General features: G+C 67.7%; 17 protein-coding genes. 11 read left to right on the forward strand and 6 right to left on the reverse strand.

Translation table 11 applies throughout. From position 1 onward, the window contains the following. The first annotated feature begins 10 nt into the window (after positions 1 to 10). The 10 genes from VMT65_RS04415 to VMT65_RS04460 all read left to right on the forward strand — a co-directional run bounded on the left by VMT65_RS04415 (position 11) and on the right by VMT65_RS04460 (position 10,126). On the forward strand, positions 11 to 658 hold the full coding sequence (locus tag VMT65_RS04415; RefSeq protein ID WP_326306613.1) for a dTMP kinase: 648 nt from the start codon (positions 11 to 13) through the stop codon (positions 656 to 658). A 78-nt stretch (positions 659 to 736) separates the two neighbouring features. Beyond that, positions 737 to 1,414, forward strand: a complete 678-nt coding sequence (gene mtrA / locus VMT65_RS04420) for an MtrAB system response regulator MtrA (RefSeq protein WP_033090495.1) — start codon at positions 737 to 739, stop codon at positions 1,412 to 1,414. Positions 1,415 to 1,458: 44 nt separating this feature from the next. Next, positions 1,459 to 3,366, forward strand: a complete 1,908-nt coding sequence (gene mtrB / locus VMT65_RS04425) for an MtrAB system histidine kinase MtrB (protein ID WP_326307442.1) — start codon at positions 1,459 to 1,461, stop codon at positions 3,364 to 3,366. Further along, a complete protein-coding gene (gene lpqB / locus VMT65_RS04430) occupies positions 3,363 to 5,207 on the forward strand; it encodes an MtrAB system accessory lipoprotein LpqB (RefSeq protein WP_326306614.1) in 1,845 nt (614 codons plus the stop codon). The genes mtrB and lpqB overlap by 4 nt, the downstream gene beginning before the upstream one ends. A gap of 16 nt (positions 5,208 to 5,223) precedes the next feature. Beyond that, the gene (locus VMT65_RS04435) at positions 5,224 to 5,889 is read left to right on the forward strand and encodes a ComF family protein (RefSeq protein ID WP_326306615.1); all 666 of its coding nucleotides are present in this window, start codon (positions 5,224 to 5,226) and stop codon (positions 5,887 to 5,889) included. A 228-nt stretch (positions 5,890 to 6,117) separates the two neighbouring features. Beyond that, entirely contained in the window at positions 6,118 to 6,792 is a 675-nt protein-coding gene (hpf, locus tag VMT65_RS04440; protein ID WP_326307443.1) for a ribosome hibernation-promoting factor, HPF/YfiA family, read from the forward strand. A 247-nt stretch (positions 6,793 to 7,039) separates the two neighbouring features. After that, entirely contained in the window at positions 7,040 to 8,332 is a 1,293-nt protein-coding gene (locus tag VMT65_RS04445) for an acetyl-CoA C-acyltransferase (protein ID WP_326306616.1), read from the forward strand. A 195-nt stretch (positions 8,333 to 8,527) separates the two neighbouring features. Continuing rightward, the gene (locus VMT65_RS04450; protein ID WP_326306617.1) at positions 8,528 to 8,974 is read left to right on the forward strand and encodes a hypothetical protein; all 447 of its coding nucleotides are present in this window, start codon (positions 8,528 to 8,530) and stop codon (positions 8,972 to 8,974) included. 74 nt (positions 8,975 to 9,048) lie between these two features. Beyond that, positions 9,049 to 9,342: a hypothetical protein gene (locus VMT65_RS04455; protein ID WP_326306618.1), complete on the forward strand. Its 294-nt coding sequence runs from the start codon at positions 9,049 to 9,051 to the stop codon at positions 9,340 to 9,342. A gap of 244 nt (positions 9,343 to 9,586) precedes the next feature. Then, positions 9,587 to 10,126 (forward strand): hypothetical protein, encoded by a 540-nt coding sequence (locus VMT65_RS04460; RefSeq protein WP_326306619.1) that lies wholly within the window; start codon positions 9,587 to 9,589, stop codon positions 10,124 to 10,126. An 89-nt stretch (positions 10,127 to 10,215) separates the two neighbouring features. On the opposite strand, the gene bluB is transcribed toward VMT65_RS04460, so the two are convergent. The 6 genes from bluB to VMT65_RS04490 form a co-directional block, all read right to left on the reverse strand. Beyond that, complete coding sequence (bluB, locus tag VMT65_RS04465) at positions 10,216 to 10,884, reverse strand: 5,6-dimethylbenzimidazole synthase (protein WP_442790171.1); 669 nt, start codon at positions 10,882 to 10,884, stop codon at positions 10,216 to 10,218. Between the two features lie 68 nt (positions 10,885 to 10,952). After that, complete coding sequence (locus VMT65_RS04470; protein ID WP_326306621.1) at positions 10,953 to 12,203, reverse strand: fatty acid desaturase family protein; 1,251 nt, start codon at positions 12,201 to 12,203, stop codon at positions 10,953 to 10,955. A 95-nt stretch (positions 12,204 to 12,298) separates the two neighbouring features. Continuing rightward, positions 12,299 to 13,753, reverse strand: a complete 1,455-nt coding sequence (locus VMT65_RS04475) for a fatty acid desaturase family protein (RefSeq protein ID WP_326306622.1) — start codon at positions 13,751 to 13,753, stop codon at positions 12,299 to 12,301. Between the two features lie 132 nt (positions 13,754 to 13,885). Beyond that, entirely contained in the window at positions 13,886 to 15,049 is a 1,164-nt protein-coding gene (locus VMT65_RS04480) for a ferredoxin reductase (RefSeq protein WP_326306623.1), read from the reverse strand. Between the two features lie 140 nt (positions 15,050 to 15,189). Further along, positions 15,190 to 15,777 (reverse strand): DUF6912 family protein, encoded by a 588-nt coding sequence (locus VMT65_RS04485; protein WP_442790172.1) that lies wholly within the window; start codon positions 15,775 to 15,777, stop codon positions 15,190 to 15,192. Continuing rightward, the gene (locus VMT65_RS04490) at positions 15,761 to 17,182 is read right to left on the reverse strand and encodes a WS/DGAT/MGAT family O-acyltransferase (RefSeq protein ID WP_326306624.1); all 1,422 of its coding nucleotides are present in this window, start codon (positions 17,180 to 17,182) and stop codon (positions 15,761 to 15,763) included. The genes VMT65_RS04485 and VMT65_RS04490 overlap by 17 nt, the downstream gene beginning before the upstream one ends. Before the next feature lie 461 nt (positions 17,183 to 17,643). On the opposite strand from VMT65_RS04490, the gene secA reads away from it, so the two are divergent. Then, positions 17,644 to 20,478 (forward strand): preprotein translocase subunit SecA, encoded by a 2,835-nt coding sequence (gene secA / locus VMT65_RS04495; RefSeq protein ID WP_326306625.1) that lies wholly within the window; start codon positions 17,644 to 17,646, stop codon positions 20,476 to 20,478. The last annotated feature ends 232 nt before the right edge of the window (positions 20,479 to 20,710 follow it).

Genomic DNA, 20,710 nt, shown 5'->3' on the forward strand with positions numbered 1-20,710 from the left:
TCTGCCCTGCATGGGTGCACTGGTAGCGATCGAGGGGCTGGACGGCGCGGGCAAGCGCACGCTGACCGATGCCGTCGTCGCCGCGCTGACCGCGCGCGGCCTGCGCGTCGCCACCCTGGCCTTCCCGCGCTACGGCGTGTCCGTACACGCCGACCTCGCCGCCGAGGCGCTGCGCGGCGGCCATGGAGATACCGCCCAGTCTGTCAATGCCATGGCGCTGCTGTTCGCCCTCGACCGCGCCGACGCGCGCGACGAGCTGTCGAAACTGCTGGCGGACAATGACATCGTGCTACTCGACCGCTACGTGGCCTCCAATGCCGCCTACTCCGCGGCCCGCCGCGAGCAGGACGCGCACGGTGAAATCGTGGCCTGGGTCGAGGAATTGGAGTTCGAGCGCTTCGGTCTGCCTGCCCCGGATGTCCAAATTCTCCTGGATGTCCCGGTTGACGTGGCGGAGGAGCGGGCTCGGCTGCGCGGCGAGGCCGACAGCGCCCGGGCACTCGACGCCTACGAAAAAGACGGGGGACTGCAGCGCCGCACCGGTACTGTCTATCGTGAGCTGGCCGAAATCAACTGGCACGGACCGTGGTGGGTGCATCGGACCGGTGACGATCCGGCAACATTGGCCACGCGCATCGCGGAAATTGTTGCTGGATAGGGTTGGATGTGCGCCGACAGGTCACGAGTGTTGGCGTGGCGGCCGAATCAGAGCCGGAGAGGTGACAAACTAGACGTTATGAAGCCGAAGATTCTGGTCGTCGACGACGATATGGCTCTCGCGGAGATGCTCACGATCGTCTTGCGCGGTGAGGGTTTCGACCCCCACGTCGTCGGTGACGGCACGCAGGCGCTCACCGCGGTCCGGGAGCTGCGCCCGGATCTCGTGTTGCTCGACCTCATGCTGCCCGGCATGAACGGCATCGATGTATGCCGGGTACTGCGAGCCGATTCGGGAGTACCCATCGTGATGCTGACGGCGAAGACCGACACGGTCGACGTCGTCCTGGGTTTGGAAAGCGGTGCCGACGACTACATCGTCAAACCGTTCAAGCCGAAGGAACTCGTAGCCCGGGTGCGCGCACGCCTGCGTCGCACCGAGGAGGAGCCGCAGGAGCTGCTGTCCATCGCCGACATCGTCATCGATGTGCCCGCGCACAAGGTGACCCGCGGCGGTGCCCAGATCTCGCTGACTCCCCTGGAATTCGATCTGCTGGTGGCGTTGGCCCGCAAGCCGCGCCAGGTGTTCACCCGCGAGGTGCTGCTCGAACAGGTCTGGGGTTACCGGCACGCCGCCGACACCCGCCTGGTCAATGTGCACGTGCAGCGGTTGCGCGCCAAGGTGGAGAAGGATCCGGAGAACCCTGAGATCGTCTTGACCGTCCGAGGTGTGGGCTACAAGGCCGGACCGCCGTGATCGCTGGCTCCAGAAACCGCGTTCAGCGGTGGCTGGCGGTAGTGGTGGCCTGGTTCCGCAATCTGGGCGAGCAACTGGGTCATGTTTGGCGGCGTTCGCTGCAGTTGCGTGTTGTCGTGTCCACGCTCACCCTGTCGCTGATCGTCATCACGATTCTGGGCGTCGTGCTCACGAGTCAGATCACCGACCGGTTGTTGGACGCGAAGATCAACGCGGCCGTCGAGGAAATGGGCCGCGCCCGCAATACCGTTCAGAACCAACTGACCGGGGTGCACGATTCCGGCACCCAGCAGAGTCGTTTGGACGATGCCCGCCGCGCGCTGTTCAGCAGCGCGGGCGGGAACCAAAGTGGCGGCGCGGCAGGCAGTTACGAGGCCGCGCTGGCCATGACGGGGGACAGCGGGCAGGAGATCACCTCCGGCTCAATCCAGGAGATCCCCAGCGAGCTGCGCCAATTCGTGAAGCAGCGGCAGGTCTCCTACCAGTTCGCCACGGTCTCCAGCCCGGACGGCTACAAGGGTTCGGCGCTGATCATCGGCAGCCCCTCGGCCGATATCGACTCGTTGGAGATCTACCTGATCTTCCCGCTCACCAATGAGGCGCGCAGTCTGTCGCTCATGCGCGGCACCATGCTCATCGGCGGCATCGTGCTGCTGGTGCTGCTGGCCGCCATCACGGCGCTGGTGACCCGACAGGTGGTGCTGCCCATTCGATCCGCGGCGCGCATCGCGAGTCGGTTCGCCGACGGACGGCTCAAGGAGCGCATGCTGGTGCGCGGTGAGGACGACATGGCCCGGCTGGCCATGTCGTTCAACGAGATGGCCGAAAGCCTGTCCAACCAGATCACCCAACTCGAGGAGTTCGGAAATCTGCAGCGACGCTTCACCTCCGACGTCAGCCACGAGCTCCGCACGCCGTTGACCACCGTGCGCATGGCGGCCGACCTCATCCACGGATCCAGCGACGACCTGGACCCGGCGCTGGCGCGTTCGGCCGAACTGCTGGTCAACGAGCTCGACCGGTTCGAGGGGCTGCTCAACGATCTGCTCGAGATCAGCCGCCACGACGCGGGTGTGGCCGAGCTGCAGGTGGAATCGCTGGACGTGCGCATGTGCGCGCGGGCCGCGGTGTCCACGGTGCGGCACCTGGCCAAGGAATCCGGCGTCGAGCTCGTGGTGGACATGCCCGAGGAACCCCTTGTCGCCGAGGTGGATCCGCGCCGCGTGGAGCGCGTGCTGCGCAACCTGCTCGCCAATGCCATCGACCACAGCGAGGGCAAGCCGGTGCTCATGCGCATGCGCGGCGACGTGGACGCCAATGCCGTCGCCATCGTCGTGCGCGATCAGGGCGTGGGCCTGCGCCCGGGCGAGGAGAAGCTGGTGTTCAACCGCTTCTGGCGCTCGGACCCCTCCCGCATGCGCCGCTCCGGCGGCACCGGCCTGGGCCTGTCCATCAGCGTCGAGGACGCCAACCTGCACGAGGGCAAGCTCGAGGCGTGGGGCGAGATCGGCGTGGGCGCGAGCTTCCGGCTCACCCTGCCGCTGGTCCGCGGGCGCAAGCTCGGCGCCAGCCCGCTGTCGTTGGAACCGCCCAAGATTCGCGGGGCCGTCTCGCCCGAACAGCTGGCCCTCGACATCGCGGCGTCGGACGCCACGCCCGAGGCCATCGAATCCGCGGCGGCGCTGCTGGAATCCGGTGTCGCCACCCCGGATCCGGCCGTGGGCGTCGAACCGGGTTCCGCGCCACTGGGATTCGTCAGCTCGGCGAACAGCAACGGTGAGGTCGCCGCGCCGAACGGCAACGGCGAGGCGGGGTCCGAGCCATCGGAGTCCTCGGAGCCATCGGAGTCGTCAGAGTCCTCGGCGTCTCCCGAGGAGGCCGGATTCGACTCCATCGCACCGGAATTCCCCTCCGCCACCACCGGCGACGGCGCCGCGGACGGCAAGTCATGACCCGACCCGTCTGTGCTCTGCGCCGCACACCGGTGGCTCTGCGCCGCACACCGGTGGCCCTGCGCCGGGCGCTGGCCGCCGTGGGCTGTCTGCTCCTGCTCGGCGGCTGCGCGAGCCTGCCCGACTCCTCGGCTCCGCAGGCGCTGGGCAGCCTCGACCATCAGCCCACCAGCACCGCGCCCACCCCGCCCATCGCCGGGCGCGAACCCGAGCAGCTGCTGCTGGACTTCCTGCAGGCCACCGCCGACCCGTCGAATCGGCATCAGGCCGCGCGCCAATTCCTCTCGGCCGCGGCCAATGCGACCTGGGACGACGCGGCCGGGACCACCATCGTGGACTCGCAGCCGAACACCCTGCGCGAGTCGCGCACCGGGGACGCCGCCACCTATGTGATCCGGGCGCGCAAGATCGGCGAGCTGGCCTCCGACGGGTCCTATCGCGCCGCCGACGGCACCCTGGAAACCAAGATCGAGATGGAGAAGACCGACGGCGAATGGCGGATCAAGGATCTGCCCGCCGGGGTCATCGTCGAACAGGCGGCCTTCGCCAAGTCGTATCACCGGTATTCGCTGTTCTTCCCCAACCTGGCGGGCATGGCGCTGGTACCGGACCTGCGCTGGATCTCGGTGCGCAAGGACCAGGTGGCGCAGCGGCTGTTGAGCCTGCTCAACGAGGGACCGCAGGCCGCGCTCTCGCCCGCGGTGCACAACCCGATGGGGCAGCCGGTGGCCCTGCGCGGGCCCATCACCAAGGCCAATGGCGATCCCGACAATGTCGGGGTCGGCGGCGGCGGTGTGGCCGTGGACTTCTCGGGCGCGGCCGCCCTGGACCCGCCCACCCGCGATTTGATGGCCGCGCAGGTGGTGCTGACGCTGTCCAGCGCCGACGTGCTCGGGCCGTACGTGCTCAATGCCGACGGCAAACCGCTCAACGACAAGTTCGCGAACGGCTGGCAGCGCGCCGACGTGGACAACAAGAGCCCGGACGCCATCGCCCGCAATCGCACCGGGATGCACGCCGTGCGCGACGGCTCGCTGGTGGCGCTCACCGACTCCGGTGCCATCACCCCCGCGCCGGGCTTCTTCGGCACCACCCACACCCTGCAGTCGGTGGCGCTGTCCCCGGACGGGCAGCTGGTGGCCGCGGTCGCCAAATCCGGTCGCCCCGATCCCGAGCCCGAACGCACGCTGATCATCGGAACCTATGACGGCCAGGGCTTTCCGGTGGCCACCGGCGGCACCTTCACCCGCCCGTCCTGGCCCGCCGACGGCAGCTCGGCCTGGTCGGTGGTGGACGGGGACCGGGTGATCCGGGCCGTGCACGACCGCACCACCGGCAATGTGTCGGTGCAGGACGTGGACATCGCGGAACTGATGGCGGCGGCGGCGAATTCGAGCTCGCCGCGCACGCCCATCACCGAGCTGCGCATCTCACCGTCCGGGGCGCGCGCGGCCCTCATCGCCAACGGCAAGGTGTACGTGGCCGTGGTGGTGCCGCAGCCGAACGGCAAGTACTCGCTGTCCTCACCGCTGCCGCTGGCGGTCGGGCTCAGCACCGCCGCGGTGTCCATCGACTGGCTCACCGACGAGAAGGTCATCGTGGCCCGCGACGGCAATGTGGACCCGGTCGCCGGCGTGCTGGTGGACGGCTCCGAATTCAAGCCCCAGACCTCCCAGAACCTCACCCCGCCGGTGCGCGTGGTGAGTGCCGCGCCGGATCAGGAGTACGTGGCCGATTCGCGGGCGGTGCTGGAGCTGACCCGCAATCCCGAAGGGCGCGAGGACTACTGGCGCGAAGTTCCGGGTTTGGGGGCCAACGCGGTACCGGTGCTGCCCGGCTAGGCGCACACTGGGGTGCATGGGGGACACACCGCGGGGCCCGGGGGAGCTGCTGGATTTGCTGCTGCCGCACTCGTGCGGCGGCTGCGGGCGGGCGGGGACCGCGTGGTGCGCCGACTGCGCGGCGGCGCTGTCGGGGCCGCCGCTGCGGATCCGCCCGCGCGCCGATCCCGGGGTGCCGTGCTGGGCGTTGGCGGCCTACCGGGGTGCGCCGCGCGCGGCGGTATTGGCCGTCAAGGAGCATTTCCGGCGAGACCTGACGAAGCCGTTGGGTGTCGCGATGGCCAGGGGACTGGATCATTTGCGGGACACCGCGCGGCCGCTGGTCCTGGTTCCCGCGCCCACTCGGCGGGCGGCCGCCCGCGCCCGCGGGGGCGATCCCGTGACGCGTTCCGCGATCGTCGCGGCGAGTTGGCTGCCGGGTTGCCGACTGGTACGTATGTTGCGCATGCGGCCAGGTGTGCGTGACTCGGTGGGCCTGGGGCACAGCGATCGCCAGCACAATCTGCGCGGGCGGATCATCGTAGCCACCACCCGGCCACCCGGTGTCCTTTTTCCGGCAAATGCCGAGGTAGTACTCATCGACGACGTCTTGACCACCGGCGTCACGATGTGCGAATCGGTGCGTGCGCTCGCTGAGGCGGATGTGACTGTTCGTGCCGTGCTGGTTACTTGCGCCGCTTGATTCTTGAAAATTTGCGTGAACACTGGCGGACAGGTCGCTGGCGCATTAGGTTGGCGATCAGACACCCGAACCGCAAGTTTGGAGGTGGCGCCTCGGACATATGTGCCGAGCGAATCATTCGATCGGCACACGTTTCAATCCCGCCGCACGAGCGGCTTGTGCGGCCAGATCCGGGAGGTACGCGTGACGACTACTTCACGACTCTCAGCGAAGAACGCAGACACCGCGGTGCTGCTCGACGACGAGGACACCCTCGACGATTCACCCACTCGGGCCACCAGCGCGGACGTCGTGGTCAAGGGACGGACCCTCGGTGAGGGCGGAGTACCCGACCATTTCCGAATTCACGTGGCGGACAAGCTCTCTCGCTTGGAGCGCTTCGACCCCACCATCTACCTCTTCGATGTGGAACTCACCCACGAACGCAATCGTCGTCAACGCAAGAACTGCCAGCGGATAGAGATCACCGCGCGCGGCAAGGGTCCGGTCGTGCGGGCCGAAGCCTGCGCGGACAGCTTCTACGCGGCCCTCGAGCTCGCGGTCGAGAAGCTGGAGAGTCGATTGCGTCGCCTGAAAGACCGCCGTCGCGTGCATCATGGGGACAAGACGCCGATCTCGGTGTCGGAAGCGACCGCCGGTCTCATCGACGAATCCCTGTTCAACTCGAACGGATCCGCCGCACATGATCATTCGGCCCCGGAGATGGACGGCGAATCCGCCGGTCCCGGCCATGTGGTGCGCACCAAACAGCACCCCGCGATCCCCATGACGGTCGATGACGCCCTCTACCAGATGGAGCTCGTCGGCCACGATTTCTTCCTGTTCCAGGACAAGGAGACCGACCGACCGTCGGTCGTCTACCGCCGCCACGCCTTCGACTACGGCCTCATCCGGCTCGCGTAGTCAGCGGCTCTAAGGGACATCCACTTCTCGACCGGGGTCTCGGGACAAGGCCCCGGTCGCAATACCGCCTCCCCGCGACTTTGGCGGACGGCTGAGAGCCGTCGGAGTTTCGCACCCGTACCGACGTCGGGTGCCGAACCGATTTTGGGGGTGCCCGACGAGTTACCCCGGGCGCAGCGAAATCAGTTGTCGCGTTTCGAACGAACCACACTTGCTGTGACGCTGTGTATCAGTTAAAACTGGTCTCATGGCTATCAAGGGCGCTCGCCGTGCTGTCATCGTCGCCGGGGCGCGGACCCCGTTCGTGCGGGCATTCACCGATTTCACGCGGATGGACTCCATCGACCTCGCCGATACCGCCGTGCGCGGATTGCTGGAGCGGACGGGGCTGCCGAAGGGGGATGTGCAGGCGATCGTGTGGGGTGGGGTGATCCTGCCCAGTGGCGCGCCCAACATCGCGCGCGAGATCGCGCTCGACCTCGAAATGGACCCGGGCTGTGAGGGTTACACCGTTACGCGGGCCTGCGCGTCGGGGCTGCAGGCGGTGGTGTCGGCGGCCGCGGCCATCGAGCGCGGCGAGTACGACATCATGATCGCGGGCGGCAGCGACTCCACCAGCAATGCCGAGGTCAAGCTGCCGCAGAAGCTGGTGCACGCCGCCGCGCCGCTGGCCCTGGGCAAGCCCAAGGCCAAGGACTACCTCACCGCCGCAACACAATTGGCGCCCTTCTTCGACCTGATCCCGCGGCGACCGCAGATCGCCGAGCGCACCACCGGCGAGGTCATGGGCGAATCGGCCGAGAAGATGGCCCGCATCCACGGCATTTCCCGTGGGGCACAGGACAATTTCGCCGCCACCTCGCACCACCGCGCGGCCGCGGCCATCGCATCGGGCCGCTTCGACCGCGAGGTGCTGAGCGTCTCCACCCCCGACGGCGTCGCCGTCACCCGCGACGGCCTCGTGCGCCGCGACACCAGCCTGGCCAAACTGTCCAAGCTGGCACCGGTTTTCGCCGAGAACGGCACCGTCACCGCGGGCAACTCCAGCCCGCTCACCGACGGGGCGTCGGCGGTGCTGCTGATGAGCGAGGAGAAGGCCCGGGCCCTGGGCTTGCAACCGCTGGCCGCGTTCCGGTCCTGGAGTTTCGTCAGCGTCGACCCGCGCGATCAGGTGCTCATCGGGCCCGCCATCTCCATGCCCCGGGCCCTGGACAAGGCTGGAATGTCGCTGGCCGACATCGATTTCGTGGATATCCACGAGGCCTTCGCCGCCCAGACCCTCTCCGTCGTGTCGGCGCTGGCCAGCCACGAATGGGCCAAGACCCGCCTGGATCGCGACACCGCCGTCGGCGAGATCGATCCGGCCAAGCTCAATGTGCACGGCGGCTCGGTCTCCCTGGGCCATCCCTTCGGTGCGACCGGCGCGCGCATGGTCACCACCATGGCCAATGAACTTGCCCTCACCGGCAAGTCCACCGCGCTGCTCGGCATCTGCGCGGCGGGCGGCATTGGCGCCTCGGCGGTGCTCGAGCGCGTCTGAACAGTGGGTACCGGTACGTCGGTTACCTGAATGTGACGCGGCGATCTCGATCGGCGTGATCACGTCTCACCGCAGGTGAAGACCCTGGTTCGGGTCCACGAACCGGGGTCCCCGGTCCGCTCCCGGGAATTGCGCGTTAGGGACACGGTGTCGATTGGGTATACCTGGGACAACGAGATGAGCGGAGGCGGATCGGTGTTCACCAGGACGATGATCAGTGCCGCGACGATCGTGATCGCGGCGGGACTCGGCGGCGCGGGCGGCGTCGCGGTGGCGAGTGGTGCCGGGGCGATGCCACTCCCATCGACCGGATCCGACAGCGGGCAGACGGCCGACCGCGACCTGGATCTGCGCCTGCGCAATGCCGAACAGCATGCGGGGGAGCGGATTCCCGTGTACGGCCTGGTGTATTCCAATGCGGCCGTATGGACCCTGGCCTTCGTGAGCGGCGCGCCGTCGGAGTACTACACGATCGACGGCTCGCGCGTGGAGCTCACCGGCCCGGCCAGCGGAACCGTCACCCAGGGCGATGTTTTCACCGGCACCATCACCATTACGGGCAAGCACGATTCCGGGGATCCGGTGGTGGCGCTCGAGAACGTGTCGGTCATCGGCCACCGCGCCACCGACCCGCTGCGCTGACGCGCCGCGTCAGTTGGTGCTGACGCGCCGCGTCCTTTGGTTCCGCACACCGGCTTTCGGTACACAATTTCCCTGTGGCATTCCGGGAATGGAAGCAGACGGTCTCGCACGGCGACAGCGATCGCGCCATCGCCGCCCGCATGGGCACCAATCAGATGCGCGTCTCCCGCCACCTCGGCGGCGACTCGCCCGTCGCGGAAACCGTCATCGCCTTCAGCCGCACCTACGGCGCGAGCCCGATCGAAGGCTTGATCGCGGCGGGCCTGCTCACCCGCACCGACCTGCGGCGCGCCTCGATCCGGGAGGCGTTGCGCGAGGCGACCGGCGCGGAAATCGCGGCGGAAGTGGCCCGGCGGCTGGCCGACTGAGTGCTCTCTCGATCACATGTGACGGACAGCGCAGATTCGCGCGCCCGCATGACGGTGACCGGCCCGTCCTCCGCTTGTCGAGGCGGATTTCATGACCTGGATCACGGCATTTACTGAGTCCACTCATTTTGGACGTGCGCCCAGATCGGCCTAGCGTCGGTAGTGGATCCGGTGCGACCGCGATACCCCGCCCCACCGGATGAGTTCCCACAAACGAACGTATCCACGAAAGCCGGTGTCTCCGATGTCTATTCGCAAGCTGGTCGCTACTTCCGTCATCGCTCTTCCCGTGGCCGCCGCCGTGGTCCTGGCCGGAGCCGGAAACGCCGCCGCCGCAACCGTTTCCACCGATCCCGCCCCCGCCCCGGTCGTCAATACCGACGTCCCGCGCGACCCCACCACCGGAATCCCGGTCGACACCCTCAACCGCATGGGCCAGGATGCGGCCATCGGTGCCGGAGTCGGCGCGGTCGCCGGTGGCGTCGCGGGCGGAGTGGCCGGTGGCGTGGTCGGCCTGCCGGTCGGTATCGCCGGTGCGGCCGTCGGCGCGGGTGCCGGTGCCGCCGTAGGTGCCGCGGTCGACGGCCCGGCCCTGCTGGTCGGCGGTGCGCCCGTCGTGCTGCCCTTCACCGCCGCGAGCATTGCGACCGGTGCGGGACTCGGTTTCGCTGCCGGTGAGGCCATTCCGGTGGCCGTCGGTGCGGCCGGTGGCGCGTTGGCCGGTGCGGGTGTCGGTGCCGCCATTGGGGCGGGCGTTGGATACGCCACCGCCCCGCAGCACTGAGCCGCGGGATCGTCGAACCTCTCTGACGAACAAGCCCCGATCCGCCAGCGCGGGTCGGGGCTTCGCCGTAGATCCGAGCGGCACGGTGCTCAGTCGTCGGCGCGCGGGGTGAATTGCTCCCAGTGGATGGCGGATTCGAGGGGGCGGCGGGTGCGCCAGCCGAAGCGTTCGAGGTCGGGGACCTGTTGGAATTCGTGGACCGGGCCGACGCAGAGCCAGGCGACCGGTTTGACGCCGGTGGGGAGGTCGAGCAGGTCGGCCAGGAAGGGCTCGTCGTAGAAGCTGACCCAGCCGACGCCCACGCCCTCGGCGGTGGCCGCCAGCCACAGGTTCTGGATGGCCAGGATGGTCGAGTAGATGCCGGTCTCGGGGACCGTGGCGCGGCCCAGGATGTGGGTGCCGCCGCGGGCCTGGTTGTGGGTCACCACAATGCCGGTGCCGCTCTCGACAATCCCCTCGATCTTGATCGGATTGAAGGTCTCGGCGCGATCGGCGGGCAGCGAATCATGAAACTGCTGCCGCTTTTCGGCCACATGGTCGGCGAATTTGCTCAGCGTGCCCGGATCCCGCAGCACCACGAAGTCCCACGGCATGGAATTGCCGACGCTGGGCGCCCGATGCGCGGCCTCGAGAATGCGCAGCAGCGTGGCGTCGTCCACCACCTCGCCGGAGAATTCGGCGCGGACGTCACGACGCAATTTGATGGCGTCGTAGACGCTGAGACATTCGGTGGGGCTTTCGGGACCTGCGGAACACACGGCGTCCATACAACCAAATGCCCCCGCTGAATTTTCAGCGGGGGCATTCGGCGCTTTCACCGGGTCATTCAGCGCGCCATGGCCGGTTCGCGGCGCGAGAGCCGGCGGCGACCCTCGCGCAGCGCGGTGCGCAGCCCGCGGCGGCGTCCGGTCATCGGATCGATGGTGGTCTCACCGCCGAAGGCCTTCTCCGACTTGGTCTCCGGCGCGTCGTCGGTGCCGCGGCGCAGGTACTTGTTGGGCAGCGACAGCTTCATGATGGTGCGCCACGACTTGGCGTACTGCACCGGCAGCGAGCCGGTGGTGTAGGGCAGGTCGTACTTCTCGCACAGCGCCCGCACCCGAACCGCGATGTCGGCCAGCCGGTTCGACGGAATGTCGGGGTACAGGTGGTGCTCGATCTGGTGCGAGAGGTTACCGGTCATGAAGTGCATGAGCGGGCCGCCGGAGATATTGGCCGAGCCCAGCATCTGCCGCAGGTACCACTCGGCCTGGGTCTCGTTGTCGCAGTCGAACTTGGTGAACTTCTCCGCGCCGTCGGGGAAGTGGCCGCAGAAGATGACCGCGTTGGTCCACACATTGCGGACGATATTGGCGGCCAGATTGGCGGTCAGCGTGCCCAGGAAGGCCGGGCCGGTGAGCAGCGGGAAGATCAGGTAGTCCTTGGCGGCCTGCTTGCCGATCTTCTTGAGCACGGTCCGGCGGTCTTCCTCGAACTGCTTGCGCTCGGGGGAATCCGCGGGCCACTTCTTCTTGGCGACCTTGCCCAACTCCAAATGCTGGATGGCGACGCCGTATTCGAAGAACATCTGCAGCAGCAGGTTGTACACCGGCTGCCCGAGGTAGAACGGCGACCAGCGCTGATCGCGGGTGACGCGCAGCAGGCCGTAGCCGATGTCGTCGTCCATGCCCAGCACATTGGTGTACTTGTGATGCAGGAAGTTATGGGTGATCTTCCAGTGTTCGGACGGGCCCGCGTTGTCCCATTCCCATTTGGTGGAATGGATTTCCGGGTCGTTCATCCAATCCCACTGCCCGTGCATCACATTGTGGCCGATCTCCATGTTCTCGATGATCTTGGCGGTACCCAGCAGGGCCACTCCCGCCAGCCACGCGGGCGGGAACAGACTCGCGAAAAGCACTGCGCGGCCGCTGATCTCGAGGCCACGCTGGAGACGGATCACATTGCGGATGTAACGGGCATCCTTCTCGCCCAGGGACGATTCGACCTCGCGGCGGATGGCGTCGAGCTCCGCCCCGATCGCTTCGACATCCTCCGGGGTGAGGTGCGCGTATTCCTTGACATCCGAGATCGCCATGGTGGTTACAGTACCGTAAGTTACGGCTCCGTAGGTTGGCGAGGATCGAAACTCTGGCGTGTCTAAGAACGCATTGTTTTCGAGACCGAGATCTGCTAGCGATTCCGACGCAGGATACGCGAAAGCCGTCCCTCGCGTTGGGCTTTCGCCCGCAGCAACTCCCGCTCCTGCCGGGCCTTTTCCTGCAGCGCGGCCTTGGCCTCGCGCAGCACTTCCTGCTCATGGCGCGCCTTCTCCTTGAGCGCCACCTTGGCCTCCTGCATGGCCGAGCGCAGACCCCGGCGCTCACCCGTCTCCGGGTCCAGGCCCCACTTCGGCTGATGCTCGGCCAGCCACTCGCTCGCGCTGTGCTCGGCCAGCCACTCACTGCCGTTCCAGGTCGGCATGGATGGCAGCGAGATGCCCGCGAACTTGCGCTCCGAGGAGGTCTCCGGCGCGTTGTCGGAGGTCCGCTTGAGCCACTGATCCGGCAGCGCCAGCTTGTGAATCGTGCGGAACGCCAACAGGTATTGCTTGCTCAGCGGGCCGGTGGTGTAGGGCAGGTCGTACTTGTCGCACAGTTCGCGCACCTTGACCGAGAGCTCCGGGTACCGGTTGCTCGGCAGGTCCGGGAACAGGTGATGCTCGATCTGGTAGCTGAGGTTGCCGCTCATGAAGCCCATGACCGGGCCCGCGTCGAAATTCGCGCTGCCCAGCATCTGCCGCAGGTACCACTCGCCGTGCGTCTCGTTGTCGAACTGGTCGACGGTGAACTTCTCCGCGCCGTCCGGGAAATGCCCGCAGAAGATCACCGCGTACGCCCACAGATTGCGGATCAGATTCGCCGTGGCGTTCGCCTTGAGCGTGGACTTCCAGGCCGGGCCGGTGAGCGCCGGATAGATCACGAAGTCCTTCGCGATCTGCTTTCCGGCCTTGCGCCAGAACGCCTTGTTCGGCTCGTTGAGCAGGTGGCGCGGCGGGAAGAAACTCACCGGCGGAATCCCCATCTGCTCCTTGGTGGCCGCCAGATCGTGCAGGGCGATGCCCCATTCGAACAGCGCGGCCAGGAACAGATTCGCCACCGGCTGCGCCAGATTGATCGGCTTCCACTCCTCGTCGCGGGTCATGCGCAGGATGCCGAAACCGAGGTCGTCATCCATGTCGAGGATGTTGGTGTACATGTGGTGCGAGTAGTTGTGGGCGGCCTTCCACTGCGCGGACGTACCCGTCATATCCCACTCCCAGGTGGTGGAGTGGATCTCCGGGTCGTTCATCCAGTCCCACTGCCCGTGGCTGATGTTGTGCCCGAGCTCCATGTTCTCGATGATCTTGGCGACCGAGAGCAGGGCGGTGCCGGTGAGCCAGGCCCAGCGCTTCTTGGAGGCGAACAGCGTGGCGCGGCCCGCCGCCTCCAGAATGCGTTGCGCCGCAATGCTGCGACGGATGTAGCGCGCATCCTTCTCGCCCAGCGACGACTCCACATCCCGGCGAATCGTGTCGAGCTCATGCCCGAGGGATTCGATGTCGGCGGCCGTCAAATGGGCGAACGCCTTGATGTCGGTGATGGCCACCGGCGGGTCCTTCCGTGGTTGAACTGCCTCGCACCGCTGCGGAGGTGGGCGGTCCCGAGCGGGACCGCGTTCAGGCTCGATTGCTATCGAGGGTAGCCGTTCCCGGGCGCGGAGGCCGCGTCCGGTGTCGCGTCACGCGTCGATGCTGCAGTCGCCCGCGGCGACCGAGATGCAGGTCTGGATCTTGTCGCCGGCGCGGTGTTCCTTGCCATTGCGCAGGTCGCGGGTGTGGCCGTCGGTGAGAGTCACCACGCAGGTCTGGCAGATGCCCATGCGGCAGCCGAACGGCATGCGCACGCCCGCGCCCTCACCGGCCTGCAGCAGCGTGGTCGCGCCGTCCACCTCGGCGGTGCGCCCGGCCTTGGCGAAGGTGACGGTGCCGCCCTCGCCGGTGGCATTGCGCTCGATCTCGAAGCGCTCCACGTGCAGCTGGTCGGCGAGACCGGCGGCGGCCCAATGCTTCTCGATCTCGTCGAGCATGCCGAGCGGACCGCAGGCCCAGACCTCGCGCTCGCGCCAGTCCGGAACGACCTCGTCCAGATCGGCCAGGGCGAACTTGCCCTTCTCGCCGGTCAGGTGCAGGTGCGCGGTGAAAGACGGGTGGTTGTCGTGCAATTCGCGCAGCTCGTCACCGAACATGACATCGTCGGGGGTGCGCGCGGAGTGCACGTGGACCACATCCGGGACCGCGTTGCGGCGATCCATGGTGCGCAGCATGGCCATCACGGGGGTGATGCCCGAGCCCGCGGTCAGGAACAGCACCTTGCTCGGGGCCGGATCCGGCAGCACGAAACCGCCCTGCGGCGCGGCCAGGCGCACGATGGTCCCGGCCGGGACGCCGGAGACGATGTGGCTGGACAGGAAGCCCTCGGGCATGGCCTTCACCGCGATGGAGATGAGTCGCTTGCCCTTGTGGGTGCCGTCGCCGCTCCAATCCGGCGGGCAGGTCAGCGAATACGAGCGCCAGTGCCAGCGGCCGTCCACCAGGACTCCGATGCCGATGTACTGGCCCGGCTGGAATTTGAAGTCGAAACCCCAGCCCGGCTTGATTACGAGGGTGGCCGAATCGGCGGTCTCCTTGCGGACCTCGACAATGCGGCCGCGCAGCTCGCGGGCCGACCAGAGCGGATTGATCAGGTGCGCGTAGTCGTCGGGCAGCAGGGGAGTAGTGATGCGCGCGGCGGCGCCGCGCAGCGTGTCGAGGGGAGTCCGCCCGGCGGTGCCGCCCTCGGCCACGGGGGCCTCGAGCCAATTCCGCAAACCGCGCACGGAGAATCCACCACTCTTCGATGCCATATCTGGGAACGCTTCCTGTCGTCGTACGCCTGTCACCCTGTGATCGATGACTGTCACGACAAGGTTACGGCATCGTAGGTTACGGTGCCGGAACTACCTCTCGGGGCTCTCGTGTCCCCGAACCGCTGTGGGTTCCGGGCTCAGAGCAGTTCCAGCAGGAACGGGAGTTCCTGGGCGGCGTACCAGGCGAGCTGGTGGTCCTCGGCGTCGCCGAGCACGAATTCGGCGTCGGCGTCGCCCATGTCGGCGGCGTCGATGACCTCGACGGCCTTGGCGACCTCGGATTCGGCCTCGGCCAGATCCACGTGGATCGAGGCGATGCGCTCGTAGGGGACGGCCGCGGAGAGCCGGACCACGGCGTCGTCGAGGTCCGGGCGCAGGGTCGCGCCGTCCACGTCGGCGGCGATGACCGCGCGGCGGAAGATCGGGCCCTTGGGCGCGGAATCGGTGTCGTCGCCGGCGTCCTCGCCACCCAGATCCGCGGCGGCCGATTCCTCGGCCAGCAGGCGCAGCGAGGCGCGGGCGGCCTCCTGCATGGCGACCTCGGCCAGTTCGTCGTCGTCCCCGGAGGCGTAGGCCTCGCGCAGTGCCGGGGTCACCGCGAAGGCGGTGTCGTTGATCGCGCGAATCTCGCGGTCCGCGACGAGCTCCCGCAGCATCGGCACGGTGGCCGGGATGTAGACCCGTAGCTTCTTCGATACGCGGGACGACTCACTGGACGCAGGCACCGAGCATCTCCTCCATCGACTCGTGCACCGAAGCGGTCAGCACCGCGATGTCCGCCATGGCGTCGCGATCGGCGGTGAGTCCGTAGAACACCCGTCCGTCGTAGGACGTGAGCCCGATGCTCAGAGCCTGAAAGCGCAGCAGCGGCGACACCGGGTACATCTCCAGCATCCGCGCGCCGCCTATGTACATGGCCTGCTGCGGACCCGGCGCGTTGGTGATCACCAGATTGAACGTGTGCTCTGCAAAAGTACTCGCCGAGCGCACGCTCATGGCATGCAGGCTCGCCGGGGCGAATCCGGCCATGTGCACCAGCGTCCGGGCGCGCACCCCGCGCTGATGGCGGGAGTGGGCTTCGGTGGCGTGCTTGATGTGCGACATGCGGATGACCGGATTGGGTTCGCCCACCGGCAGATCCAATAGCAGCGAGGTGACCTCGCCCGCGGGTTTGAGTTCGCCGTGCGGGCCGTCGGCGTACACCGACATGGGCACCACCGCGCGCAGCTGATCGGCCTCGGTGAGCACCTGCCCGCGCGAGAGCAGCCAATTGCGCAGCGCGCCGGTCACCACCGCGAGGATCACGTCGTTGATGGAGCAGTCGAACCGTTTCCGAATCTTGCGGTAGTCCTCGAGATCGGTGCGCACCACCGCGAAGCGGCGGTTGCGGGAGGTTCGCGTGTTGAGGGGACTGTCGGGCGCGCCGATGGCCGCCGCGCGCACCATGGACACCAGCTTCTGCACCGCCTTGCCGGTGGCGTCGACCATGGCGAACGCCTCGGCCATGTGATGGCGCGCCACTTCGAGCCCCTCGCGCGGCTGGGTCGCCAGGTGCAGCACCGCGCCGACCAGCAATTCGACGTCGGCGGGTTCGCGATGCGCGACCCAGGCGTCGTCGGCGACCTCGCGGGGCGCGGTGGAGGTGTCCAGGATCACATGCCCGATCTCGAGCGCGCTGTCGCCGTCGACCAGCGACGAATGGGTCTTGGTGAAGATGGCGCAGCGCCCCTCGGACAGGCCCTCGACCAGGTACATCTCCCACAGCGGCCGGGTGTGGTCCAGCGGCCGGGATGCCAAGCGCGCCACCAGATCCAGCAGCTGCTCGTCGGTGCCCGGCTCGGGCAGCGCCGAGCGCCGAATGTGATAGGTGATGTCGAAATGGCTGTCGTCCACCCACACCGGGCGGCCCAGCGCGAACGGGATCTCGCGCACCTTGCGGCGGTAGAGCGGCACCAGCGGCAGCCGCGCCTCGACCAGTGACACCAGGCGCTCGTAATCGAGCGGTCCGGGCCCGGACTTGGCGGTCGGCGCCGGATTGCGCAGGATGGCCAGGGAGCCGATGTGCATCGGGTTGCTGCTGGATTCCAGCCGGTAGAACGACGCGTCCTGCGGCGTCAGTCTGGTGATCACGCTGCCCGCTACTCCCTAGTCCCTGCCTGCGCCCGCAGTTTTCCCCCTGCCGAGGCGTCGGCTGTCCACGGCATGCGCCGTTCGAGAGGCAAGCTATCGCAATCCGATCACCTGGGGGAATGGATGGGCGACACTGCCCGAGATCCCACGCCGTCGTCGGCGTCCCCTGCTCCGGGCGCGCGGGCGCAAGCCTTCGCGTGCCGGACCCCCTACATCGTACGTCAGGGGTAACGAAACAGCCTCGGACGCAATGCCATTCGCTGAGAGGTCGCCAGGGGTGCGAGTCGGGCGTCCGGTAGGCGGGTTTTCACAGCTTCTCCTCAGCGCCCGGGCCATCGCCTGCGCAGTTCAGCACCTACGATGGGCTCCGGATTACCATGGCTAGTGATTGCGCGCCCGCGCGCAGGCTTCCCGCCATGGTGGGGGCTACCGACAACACCGACCAGAGGACTACAAGACCCGTGCCTGCGCTGAGTTTTTCAAGGTTGCTACGGATTGGTGAAGGTCGCACGGTCAAGCGGCTCGCGAGTCTGGCGGACGAGGTCATCGCCCTCGACGAGGAGTTCGCCGCCCTCTCCGACGCCGAGCTCCAGGCCAAGACGGCGGAGTTCAAGCAGCGCTACGAGGACGGCGAGACCCTCGACGAGCTGCTGCTGGAAGCCTTCGCGACCGCGCGGGAAGCCTCCTGGCGAGTGCTCAACCAGAAGCACTACAAGGTGCAGATCATGGGCGGCGGCGCCCTGCACATCGGCAATGTGGCGGAGATGAAGACCGGTGAGGGCAAGACCCTGACCTGTGTGCTGCCCGCCTACCTCAACGCCATCTCCGGCGAGGGCGTGCACGTCGTCACCGTCAACGACTATCTGGCCAAGCGCGATGCCGAGTGGATGGGCCGCGTGCACCGCTTCCTCGGCCTCGAGGTCGGCGTGATCCTGGGCGGCATGACCCCGGCCGAGCGCCGCGAGGCCTACGCCGCGGACATCACCTACGGCACGAACAACGAGTTCGGCTTCGACTACCTGCGCGACAACATGACCCACTCGCTGGACGATCTGGTCCAGCGCGGGCACAACTTCGCGATCGTCGACGAGGTCGACTCCATCCTCATCGACGAGGCCCGCACCCCGCTGATCATCTCGGGCCCGGCCGACGCCTCCTCGAAGTGGTACGCGGAGTTCGCGCGCATCGCCCCGCTGCTGAAGAAGGACCTGCACTACGAGGTCGACATCAAGAAGCGCACCATCGGTGTGCACGAGGCCGGTGTCGAATTCGTCGAGGACCAGCTGGGCATCGACAACCTCTACGAGGCCGCCAACTCGCCGCTGGTGAGCTACCTGAACAACGCCATCAAGGCCAAGGAGCTCTACACCAAGGACAAGGACTACATCGTCCGCAACGGCGAGGTCATCATCGTCGACGAGTTCACCGGTCGAATCCTGGTGGGCCGCCGCTACAACGAGGGCATGCACCAGGCCATCGAGGCCAAAGAGGGCGTGGAGATCCAGCCGGAGAACCAGACCCTGGCGACCATCACGCTGCAGAACTACTTCCGCCTCTACGACAAGCTCTCGGGCATGACCGGTACCGCCGAGACCGAGGCGGCCGAGCTGCACCAGACCTACGGCCTGGGCGTGGTGCCGATCCCCACCAACAAGCCGATGATCCGCCAGGATCAGTCCGACCTGATCTACAAGACCGAAGAGGCCAAGTACGCCGCGGTCGCCGACGACATTCAGGAGAAGCATGAGCAGGGCCAGCCGGTCCTGGTCGGCACCACCTCGGTCGAGCGCTCGGAGTACCTGTCCAAGCTGCTGACCAAGCGCGGCATTCCGCACAACGTGCTCAACGCCAAGTTCCACGAGCAGGAAGCGCAGATCGTCGCCGAGGCCGGTCGCCCGGGCGCGGTCACCGTCGCGACCAATATGGCCGGCCGTGGTACCGACATCGTGTTGGGCGGCAACCCGGACATCATCGCCGACATCCTGCTGCGCCGTCAGGGCCTGGACCCGGTCGAGACCCCCGACGAGTACGAGGCCCAGTGGCATCCGACCCTGGAGCGGGTCAAGGAACAGGTCGAGGCGGACGCCGAGGCCGTGCGCGACGCGGGTGGCCTCTACGTGCTGGGCACCGAGCGCCACGAGTCGCGGCGCATCGACAACCAGCTGCGCGGTCGCTCCGGCCGTCAGGGCGACCCGGGCGAGTCCCGGTTCTACCTGTCGCTGGGTGACGAGCTCATGCGGCGCTTCAATGGCGCTGCGCTGGAGTCGATCATGACCCGCCTGAACCTCCCGGACGATGTGCCGATCGAGGCCAAGATGGTCTCGCGCGCCATCAAGTCCGCGCAGACCCAGGTCGAGCAGCAGAACTTCGAGATCCGCAAGAACGTCCTCAAGTACGACGAGGTCATGAACCAGCAGCGCAAGGTGATCTACGCCGAGCGCGCCCGCATCCTCAACGGCGAGGACATGGAGGGCCAGGTCCAGGAGATGATCACCGACGTGATCACCGCCTACGTCAACGCCGCCACCGCCGAGGGCTACGTCGAGGACTGGGATCTCGAGAAGCTGTGGGGCGCGCTGAAGACGCTGTACCCCATCGGCATCAACTACAAGGACCTCACCGGTGAGAGCGAGACCGGCGAGATCGGCGAGCTGTCCCGCGAGGAACTCCTCGAGGCCGTGCTCGACGACGCCCACGCCGCCTACGAGAACCGCGAGAACGAGATCGACGGCCTCGCGGGCGAGGGCAGCATGCGCAATCTGGAACGCCAGATCCTGCTGAGCGTCCTGGACCGCAAGTGGCGCGAGCACCTCTACGAGATGGACTACCTCAAGGAGGGCATCGGCCTGCGCGCCATGGCGCAGCGCGACCCGCTGGTCGAGTACCAGCGCGAGGGCTTCGACATGTTCGCGGCCATGCTCGACGGCCTCAAGGAGGAGTCGGTCGGCTTCCTGTTCAACCTCCAGGTGGAGGTGCAGCAGCCGCAGCCGGTCGGCGTGAACGTGGCCGCGGGCCTGCAGTCCCCGGTCGGCAACCGCCCGCTGCCCACCGAGGAGGACGCCGCCCAGGCGGGCAATGGGGCTCCGGCCGCCCTGCGCGCCAAGGGCATCGACGAGTCCGGCCCGCGCGGCCTGTCCTACTCCGGTCCCGACGAGGGCGGCCACGCCGCCATCCGCAGCGACCACGACGAGTACGGCAACGAGGACGGCCAGGCCGGCACCCGCCGCGAGCGCCGCGAGGCCGCCCGCGCCCAGCAGAAGCAGGATCGCGCGCCGCGCACCAAGCGTCGGCACTAGGTAGACCGAAAGCCGATGAGCCCCGGGCATTTACACCCGGGGCTCATCCCATTCCATCCCAGCGGACTTCCACCTCCTCGAGCCTCCTGCCCCGGGCGCTCGACCTCCACGACCTTCGCGCTCCGGGCGCTCCACTCCCACCGACTTCGTGCCCCCCGGGTGCCCTGCACCCGGGGGCACGTTTGTTTTCCCTTGGGGAGCAGCGCTTTTGCGCGGTCATGAAACAGTCATG

The sequence above is a fragment of the Nocardia sp. CDC153 genome, from assembly GCF_035818515.1.
Lineage (GTDB): Bacteria > Actinomycetota > Actinomycetes > Mycobacteriales > Mycobacteriaceae > Nocardia.